This is a genomic window from Massilia scottii, assembly GCF_030846495.1.
GTDB classification, from domain to species: Bacteria; Pseudomonadota; Gammaproteobacteria; order Burkholderiales; family Burkholderiaceae_D; genus Telluria_A; species Telluria_A violaceinigra.
Genome location: NZ_JAVCWM010000018.1, coordinates 129908 through 138300, shown reverse-complemented (window position 1 = coordinate 138300; position 8393 = coordinate 129908). Strand labels below are relative to the sequence as shown.

Genomic DNA, 8393 nt, shown 5'->3' with positions numbered 1-8393 from the left:
TGCTGCTGCAAGCCGGCACCGCCATGCTGAAACAGAGCAACAGCATGTCTTCGATGGTCATGTCGCTGCTGCAGTAAGCGGCACGGCCGCCGGCCTAGTCAGCCGGCAACGACCGAGCCAGCCGGCCACCCGGCTGGCTCTTTTTTTATCCTGACCATGCGTGAACGCCATGTCTACCATCCATTCGCAACCGCTGGGCGTGCCACTGATTGCACCGCTGGCGCCGGTGTCGCTGCTGCCGGCACCGGCCAGGTCGGGCGCCGCGGGCATGGGCTTGCCGCTGCCGGTCTCCGAACCGGTGGCCGCGGCCGGGCCGGGCACGGGCCTGCCGGCCAACCTGAACGAAAGCGCCTCGATGCGCACCGACCAGGTCTTCATGGCGCGCCAGCTGGCCTGGCCGGTGCTCGACGGCGCCAGCCTGGCCAACGCCTGGCGCACCATGGTGCGAGCCTACGCGGCCCAGCTGGCCACCTTGCAGCAGCAGGGACGGGCCCAGTTCATGTCGGGCAATCTATTGATGTCGGGCGCCCAGCAAGCCATGCAGGCGAGCGCCCTGCCGCATCAGGCAACCTTGTTGTGGCACCCGGAAGCGTGGCGTTTCGTGCTGCCGGGCGCGGGCGGCCAGCAATTGGCGCTGCGCCTGCTGACCGGCCTGCCCGATCCGCCGCCCAGCCGGCGCCAGCGCGCCAAGGCCGCGTTGCGGCTCGATGTGGTGCTGGCCGACGGCAGCCATGCCACGGTGCAGCTGGAACTGGTCGATGGGGTCTTGATGGAACTGGCGGCCGAGCATCCGCGCGCGGTGGCGCTGTTGCGCCAGGCGCTGCCGGCGCTCAAGCAGGCGATCGAACTGGCCGGTTTGCGCCTGGCGCGTGCCAGCGTCAGGCAGGGAATATGGCCGGGCAAGCCGCTGCAGCAGTATTCATCCCAGGTCAGCGCCGCCCTGCCCCCGCCGCTGTTCCGGGCCATGGCGGAAGTGGCGCTGCTGCTGGCAGGGACCTCCAGGCCGGAGGCGGCCACGACGGTGCGGTTTACCGAGGGACCGGTGCCGGGCGACACGGCTTACGGTGAACCATGATCGGTCGTCCCGGCAATTATTTCCTAACCGGCGGCCGGCGCACCGGGGTCAGACCTCCGATTTGCAATATTTTTGTTTCTAATCGGAGGTCTGACCCCGGTTAGGAAACTAAATCGGCGGTTTGACCCCGGTTCGCCGGCCGCCGGTCAGGAAACTTATCCGACTGTCCCGACGATGCTCACATCGCGGTTTTCGGGGATTTCGTTGTAAGAAAGCACATGCAATCCCGGTGCGAACAGGCGCGCGTAACGCGCCAGCAATGGCCTGATCTGCGGCAGTACCAGCAGCAGCGGCGCACTCTGCTGCTGCTTCATCTGCTCGCGCGCCACCGGCATGTTCAGCTGCAGCTGCGACAGCAACTGCGGATCGATCGGGAAATTGTCGAGCGCGACCTTCCCGCCCTGGCGCGCCTGGTTCAGGGAACCGAGCAGCATATTCTCCAGCTCGGCCGACAGATTGAACGCCGGCATTTCCTTCTTCTTGCCGAACAGCGCGGTGACGATCTGGCGCCGCAGCGCGCAGCGCACCTCGGCCGCCAGCAGAATCGGGTCCTTGGTCGTTTCCGAGCTGTCGAGCAAGGTGGTGCCGATCACCACGATATCCTTGAGCGACACATTTTCGGCCAGCAGCACGCGGAATACCCGCAGCAGCTGGGTGTGCGTCAGCGCCTTGTCCAGCGCCGACGACAGTTTGGGCGAGAGCGCCGTGAGCCGCTCCAGGATCGCCGGCACGTCTTCATGGCGGAACAGATCCGGCAGATAGTCGCGCACCACCTTCGAGCAGTGCGTGGCGATCGCGCTCGGCACTTCGACCACCTGGTAGCCCAGCCCCAGCGCATGCGCCTTCTCGGCCGGCGCAATCCAGGTGATGGCCATGCCGTAGGCCGGTTCGATCCCGGGAATGCCGTCGAGCTGGCCGTACACCGAGGGCGAGGGAATTGCCATCAGGCATTCCGGCACCACTTCGGCTTCCGCCACCACGGTGCCGCTGAGCATGATCGAATACTGGGTCGGGCGCAGCGACAGGTCGTCGCGCACATTGATCGGCGGTAGCAGCAGACCCATCGCTTCCGACAGGCTCTGGCGCACGCCCTTGATGCGCTTGGTCAGCGGCTCGCCCTGGGCGGCGTCGACCAGCCCGACCAGCTTGTAGCCCACCGCCACCGTCAGCGGCTGCACCGCCGGCAATTGATGCCATTCGAGCTCGGGCGCGCGTTCGTCGCGCAGCGCCGCTTCGATCGCCGCCACCCCGGCCTGGTCGGGCGCCTTGACCCTGCGCCCCAGACGCCAGCCCACATAGCCGAGCACGATGGAGAAAATGCCGAACATCATCCACGGCATGCCCGGCACCATGGCCAGCGCCAGCATCATGCCCGAGGCGCTGTACAGCACCGCCGGCGAGGCCAGCAACTGCCCGCCCACCTGCTGTTCAAAATCACCCGAATCGCTGATCCGGGTCACCAGGATCGCCGCCGCGGCCGACAGCAGCAGTGCCGGAATCTGCGCCACCAGGCCGTCACCGATGGTCAGCAGCGCGTACTGGCGGAAAGAGTCGCCGAACGACAAGTTGTGCATCAGCGCGCCGATGGCCACGCCGCCCACCATGTTAATGATCAGAATCAGGATACTGGCGACCGCGTCGCCGCGCACGAACTTCGAGGCCCCATCCATGGCACCGTAGAAGTCGGCTTCGGCGGCCACGTCGCGCCGCCGCACCTGGGCTTTTTCCTGGTTGATCAGGCCGGCGTTGAGGTCGGCGTCGATGGCCATCTGCTTGCCCGGCAGCGCGTCCAGGGTGAAGCGCGCCGATACTTCGGAAATCCGTTCCGCGCCCTTGGTCACCACCGCGAAGTTAATGATCATCAAAATCACGAATACCACGAAGCCGACCACGAAATTGCCGCCGATAACCACGTTGGCGAAGGCTTCGATCACTTTACCGGCCGCGTCGCTGCCTTCGTGGCCGTGCAGCAGCACTACCCGGGTCGAGGCCACGTTCAGGGTCAGGCGCAGCATGGTGGTGCCGAGAATGACGCTCGGGAATACCGAAAAGTCGAGCGGGCGCTTGGCCGAGACCGACACCAGGATGACGATCAGGGCCAGCACGATGTTGAACGTAAACAGCACGTCGAGCAGCACCGGCGGCAGCGGCAGGATGATCATCGACAGGATCACCAGCAGGAATACCGGCGTGGCAAATTTATGCCGCTTCAACTCGCCCAGCAGGCTGTTCAAGAAACTCATGTGGCGGGAACCTCACTCAGATGAGATGGCACGACCACCTCGTTGGGAAAACGTGGCGGCGCAGTGCGCCGGCCGGCACGGAAAGCGTTCAGTTGCAGCACATAGTTGAGCACCTGCGACACGGCCTGGTACAGCTGGGCCGGAATTTGCTGCTGGACCTGGCTGGTATTGTAGATCGCGCGCGCCAGGGGCGGCAGTTCGAGTGTCTCTATATTGTGCTGGCGTGCAATCTGGCGGATGTACAGGGCCATTTCATCGACCCCCTTGGCCACCACGAAGGGCGCTTCGGCGCGGCTCGACTCATACTTGAGCGCCACCGCGTAGTGTTCCGGGTTGACGATCACCACGTCGGCCGTGGGCACGGTCTTGTTGACGCTGCGGCGCGCCATCTGCTGCTGCAGCTGGCGGATGCGCTGGCGCACTTCGGGCTTGCCTTCGCTGCTCTTGTGCTCTTCCTTCTGGTCGTGCTTGCTCATGCGCTGGTTGCGCGCGAACAAAAACGCCTGCACCGGCACATCGATCACGGCGAACATGATGAATACCATGCACATGGCCATCAGGGCGTCGAGCATCAGGCCGGCGCCGGTCGGCAGGGCCACGCTGAGCGGCATCTTTTGCAGCTCGACAAAGGCATTCATGCCCGAGCGGCTCACGTACACCAGCACCCAGCCCAGCACGCCGGCCTTGGCCACCGAGGTCAGCACGCCGATGCCGTGCTTGGCCGTAAACAGGTTGCCCAGGTTCTTGGCCGGCGACAGGCGGTTCATCTTCGGTGCCAGGTTCTTGGAGCTGATCACCCAGCCGCCTGGAATGAGGGACGAGAGCACCACCGCGAACGGCACGCCCAGCAGCGGCAGCACCATGCTGATCAACAGCCACATGGTGCTGCTAAAGATGGTCGACATGGCGTTTTCCATGACCCCTTCCGCGCCCAGGGGAATGAAGACCAGGTCGAACAGATTGCGGAACGAGGCCAGGTAGGTCGGCACCATCATGGCGAACAGTTTCAGGCTGATCAGGATGCCGATGGCGGTGCCCAGGTCGCGCGAACGCACCACCTGGCCTTCGTCGCGGGCCTTGCGCAGCTTTTGCTGCGAGGCCTTTTCGGTCTTCTCGCCACCGCTCGCCTCGTCAGCCATGGGCGAGCCGCATCTGTTGTTGGATCAGTTCGAGGATCTGGTTGCTCATCGCAATGTAGTGTTCGGGAATGAAACGCACGATCTGGACCAGCATCATCAGACCGAACAGGGTGGTCAGCGAAAAGCCCAGCGAAAACAGATTCAATGAGGGCGCCACCCGGTTCAAGAGGCCAAAGCCGAGCTGCACCACCAGGGTCGAAAACACGATCGGCAGCGCCAGCAGCATGGCGGCGGCGAAAATCCAGGCCGCCTTGAGCGCCACGGTATGCAGCAGCACCGCCCCGTAGCCGCCGCCCACCGGCCAGGCCTTGAAGCTGGCCGCCAGCACGCCGGTCAGCACCAGGTGGCCGTCGATGGCGAAAAACACGATGATGGCCAGCAGCGAGAGCATCCCCGACACCACGTCCGAGGCGGTGCCGTTGACCGGATCGTTCATCTGCGCCATCGAAAAGCCGATCTGGCTCGATACCAGGTAGCCGAGCACATTGATCACCGACATGGAAAAGTGCATGGCCAGCCCCAGCACGCCGCCGATCACGGCCTGCTCCAGGGTGGTGGCGATGCCGAGCACGGAAAACGGGTCGAGCGCCGCATTGCCCGGGGAAAACGGCAGCATCATGAACGACAGCACCAGCGCCAGCAGCACGCGCACCGGCAGCGGCACCAGGATGTCGCCCACCACCGGCGCCGACGACAGCAGCGCCAGGTTGCGGATGAACGGCCACCACAGGGCGTTCAGCAGCGGCAGCAGGTAGCCGGCCAGCTCCATGCGCCTAGCCGACCAGGGCGGCGGCGCGCTGGAAGACGGAGACGCAGTAATCCATCAGGTAGGCCGTCATCCAGTGCCCGGCCACGATCACCGCCAGCAGGGTCACCAGCAGGCGCGGCAAAAAGCTCAGGGTCTGCTCGTTGATCTGGGTGGCGGCCTGCACCAGCGCCACCAGCAAACCGGTGATCAGGCCCGGCACCACCAGCACCAGCACCATCAGCATGACGATCTGCAGCGCGCCGACCATCAGGTCCACGGCCACGTCGGGGGTCATCGGCTCTCTCCCATGCTCTCTCCCATGCTCTCTCCCATCAAGGTGCGGCCCTCAGAACGGCCGTATGCTGCCGACCAGCGTGTTCACGGTCAGGGTCCAGCCATCGACCAGCACGAACAGCAGCAGCTTGAACGGCAGGGAAATGACCAGCGGCGAGAGCATCATCATGCCCATCGCCATCAGGACCGAGGCCACCACCAGGTCGATGATCAGAAACGGAATGAACAGCATGGCGCCGATCTGGAACGCGGTTTTCAGTTCGCTCAGCACAAAGGCCGCCAGCTTGACCGTAAACGCGCGCTTCTGGGGCGCCAGGTCGGCCGCCTCGCCCGCCAGGTGCGCCACCTGGGCCAGCGCGGCCTTGCTGGTCTGGCCCAGCATGAAGCGCGAGAGCGGCACTTCGGCCACCTTCAGGGCGTCCTGCATGCCGATCTTGTCCTGGTCGTAGGGGACGAAGGCCTCGCGCCAGATCTGGTCGCCGATGGGGCGCATCACCAGCAGGGTGAGAATCAGGGCCACGCCGGTAATGATGCGGTTCGGCAAACCCTGCTGCAGGCCGAGCGCCTGGCGCAGCAGCGAGAGCACGATCACGAAGCGGGTGAAACAGGTCATCATCATGACCATGATGGGCAACAGCCCAAGCAGGGTCATCAGGACCAGCACCTGCGACTTGACCGTCAGGTCGGTCTTGGCGCCCGGGATCACCCCGGCCAGCAAGTCCTGGGCGGCGCCCGGCGCGCAGTACAGCAGGCCGGCGGCCAGCACGGCCAGCGCGGCTCCGCGGCCCCGTGCGCCCTCTCTCATGCGGTGATCAGGTCCAGGTCCAGGCCGTCGAGGTCGATGACCTTGAGCCCGTACTGTTCGCCGGCCACCACCACTTCGGCGCGCCCGATCGGGGTGCCGTTGACCTTGATGACGAGCGGCTCGCCCGCCAGCACGTCGAGCGCGATCACGCTGGCCGGCCCGATCGACATCAATTCCTGCAGCGAGATGCGGGCCGAGCCCACTTCCAGGGTCAGGGTCACGGGAATCTTGCGCATCATCTGCGGCAAGTCGCGCTGCGCCCGCTTGTCGGCCGCGCGCGGGGCGTCCATGCCCGATGGCACGCCCATCTGTGGTTCATCGATGATCAATTCTTCGTCGATCCCGGCGTCCGGATCCTGCGCCTGAAGTTCGTTCTCGTTGATTTTCATTAGTCGCTATCTTCAAAAGAGGTTAAGCAGAGCGAGCCGTTGTGCTCGGTGACCGCCGCCGTAAACAAGCGCGACTCGGCCAGCAAGACATCGGCCCGGCCCACCGTGACGGGAATGATGTCGCCCAGCTTGAGCGCAAACAGCGCTTCGAGCGTGATTTCCTTGCTCACCAGCCGTCCTTCCACGGTCACTTGCAATGCCGTGCCGAGCGCCACGCTGGGGCGCGCCGGCGCCCGTTCGCGCGCACGCTCCGGCAACAGCCCGAGCAGCACGCGCGCCACCATGTCCTGGTCCAGCGCCAGCCACAGCTGGCCGCATTCCCCGCTCTGGGCCTGGCGCAGGGTAATGCCGAGCGTCCAGCCATCGGCGCTGGGCGGTGCCGGCGGCACGCTGCCCGGCACCAGCTCGGTGGAAGCCGCGCCGGGTTCATTATGCGCCCGCGCAAGGTTTGCATCCACCCGCTTGGAGAGGACCGACGCTAATTGTTGACCTAACACAACTGCGAGGCGTTCTTCCGTGGCCGTCACGCGTACCGTGGCGGGATCGACGGAGGGCGCGGGGGCCGCGCCGCGGCGTCCGTAGCGCTGGTTGAGCACGCTAAGCAGCAGCGAGCGTTCGAGCGCGAAGGCGATGCCGCCGGCGTCCCCGGCGCCACTGGTAAAGCCGAGCCAGCGCCCGCTCTGGCTGCTGTCGGGCGGACCGACGAAACCGCTCGCTTCGAGCTGAAAGCCATCCCAGTAGCGGCGCAGGGCTGGCTGGCGCAAGGCGGCGGCCAGATCCTCGGCAAACTGGGCCGCGAAATGGGGCAGCAAATGGACTGGCCGGCCCAGCAGCCGGGGGTCGAGCACCTGCGGGGATGCCGGCAAGTTTGTCTTATTTGTCATGGTCATAAGTAACTCGGCAAGTGCGTGGCAAGGAGGGCAACTCTTTGTTTTGTTTGAGGAAAACAGTATATCAGAGCATGTTTATTTGATGGATTTAATTTCCGAGTGGCACTATAATTGCCGTACGGTAAGTAGGCATTTGATGCGGTACGGCAACCAAATCGGGAAATCGGCTCAAGTTCCGACAGTCCCGCCCGTTACCAACAGTAAGCGATATCGTTAAGCATTTCGACACCTTTGCTTCTCCTCCAAGAGGTTTAGTGAAATTTGTTGGTTTTACCCGACTCAGCAATAAATCTTTTTGCCGTCGAGCATGTTTTCGTTTGGAATCGCGGCACGGAACGCGCACACTTGGCGCTTCACCGTTCAGGCCGGCTACGACAGAAAATCAGTCGTAACTGTTTGATTATGAACAAAAAATTATGCAGGGATGACAACATGGAAGTCGGAAATACAACATCGAATTCGCTCGCCGGACAGCTCCAGTCGGAGATGAAAATCCTGGCCAACGATGCGGGCCACATGGCCGCGCACGCCAACATCGGAGCGACCGCCGGCGAAGCGCTCCCGGCCGGGTTTTCCTTCACCCAGAGCATGAAAGATGCGCTCGACAGCGTGAACCGCCAGGATGCCCAGGCCGGCCAGAAAATGAACGACGTCGACAGCGGCAAGAGCGACGACCTGGTCGGCGCCATGCTGGCCAGCCAGGAAGCCAGCCTGTCCTTCTCGATGCTGATGCAGGTGCGTAACAAGGTCATGGGTGCCGTGGACGAGCTGATCAAGCTCCCGGTCTGAGCCCCTGTTTGCAACGTTACC

General features: G+C 64.3%; 9 protein-coding genes. 2 read left to right on the top strand and 7 right to left on the bottom strand.

Annotated features, from left to right (window positions below; translation table 11 throughout):
* Nucleotides 1-169 precede the first annotated feature (169 nt).
* Nucleotides 170-1075, top strand: coding sequence for a hypothetical protein (locus RBA41_RS23090; RefSeq protein ID WP_306626586.1), 906 nt, complete (start codon nucleotides 170-172; stop codon nucleotides 1073-1075).
* A 155-nt stretch (nucleotides 1076-1230) separates the two neighbouring features.
* On the opposite strand, the gene RBA41_RS23085 is transcribed toward RBA41_RS23090, so the two are convergent.
* The 7 genes from RBA41_RS23085 to RBA41_RS23055 form a co-directional block, all read right to left on the bottom strand.
* Nucleotides 1231-3318 carry a flagellar biosynthesis protein FlhA gene (locus tag RBA41_RS23085; RefSeq protein ID WP_306626585.1) on the bottom strand — a complete coding sequence of 696 codons (2088 nt, stop codon included), beginning with the start codon at nucleotides 3316-3318 and terminating at the stop codon, nucleotides 1231-1233.
* Nucleotides 3315-4457 (bottom strand): flagellar type III secretion system protein FlhB, encoded by a 1143-nt coding sequence (gene flhB / locus RBA41_RS23080; RefSeq protein WP_306626584.1) that lies wholly within the window; start codon nucleotides 4455-4457, stop codon nucleotides 3315-3317. Before flhB ends, RBA41_RS23085 begins: the two co-directional genes overlap by 4 nt.
* Entirely contained in the window at nucleotides 4450-5226 is a 777-nt protein-coding gene (fliR, locus tag RBA41_RS23075; protein WP_306626583.1) for a flagellar biosynthetic protein FliR, read from the bottom strand. The genes flhB and fliR overlap by 8 nt, the downstream gene beginning before the upstream one ends.
* 4 nt (nucleotides 5227-5230) lie before the next feature.
* Nucleotides 5231-5500 carry a flagellar biosynthetic protein FliQ gene (locus tag RBA41_RS23070; RefSeq protein ID WP_099874639.1) on the bottom strand — a complete coding sequence of 90 codons (270 nt, stop codon included), beginning with the start codon at nucleotides 5498-5500 and terminating at the stop codon, nucleotides 5231-5233.
* 51 nt (nucleotides 5501-5551) lie between these two features.
* Complete coding sequence (gene fliP, locus RBA41_RS23065) at nucleotides 5552-6304, bottom strand: flagellar type III secretion system pore protein FliP (RefSeq protein WP_306626582.1); 753 nt, start codon at nucleotides 6302-6304, stop codon at nucleotides 5552-5554.
* A complete protein-coding gene (locus RBA41_RS23060; RefSeq protein ID WP_374709593.1) occupies nucleotides 6301-6594 on the bottom strand; it encodes a FliM/FliN family flagellar motor switch protein in 294 nt (97 codons plus the stop codon). Before RBA41_RS23060 ends, fliP begins: the two co-directional genes overlap by 4 nt.
* Before the next feature lie 98 nt (nucleotides 6595-6692).
* Nucleotides 6693-7577 carry a hypothetical protein gene (locus RBA41_RS23055; RefSeq protein ID WP_306626581.1) on the bottom strand — a complete coding sequence of 295 codons (885 nt, stop codon included), beginning with the start codon at nucleotides 7575-7577 and terminating at the stop codon, nucleotides 6693-6695.
* 492 nt (nucleotides 7578-8069) lie between these two features.
* Here RBA41_RS23055 and fliE point away from each other — a divergent pair, with 492 nt between their 5' ends.
* Nucleotides 8070-8372, top strand: a complete 303-nt coding sequence (gene fliE / locus RBA41_RS23050) for a flagellar hook-basal body complex protein FliE (protein ID WP_510184555.1) — start codon at nucleotides 8070-8072, stop codon at nucleotides 8370-8372.
* The last annotated feature ends 21 nt before the right edge of the window (nucleotides 8373-8393 follow it).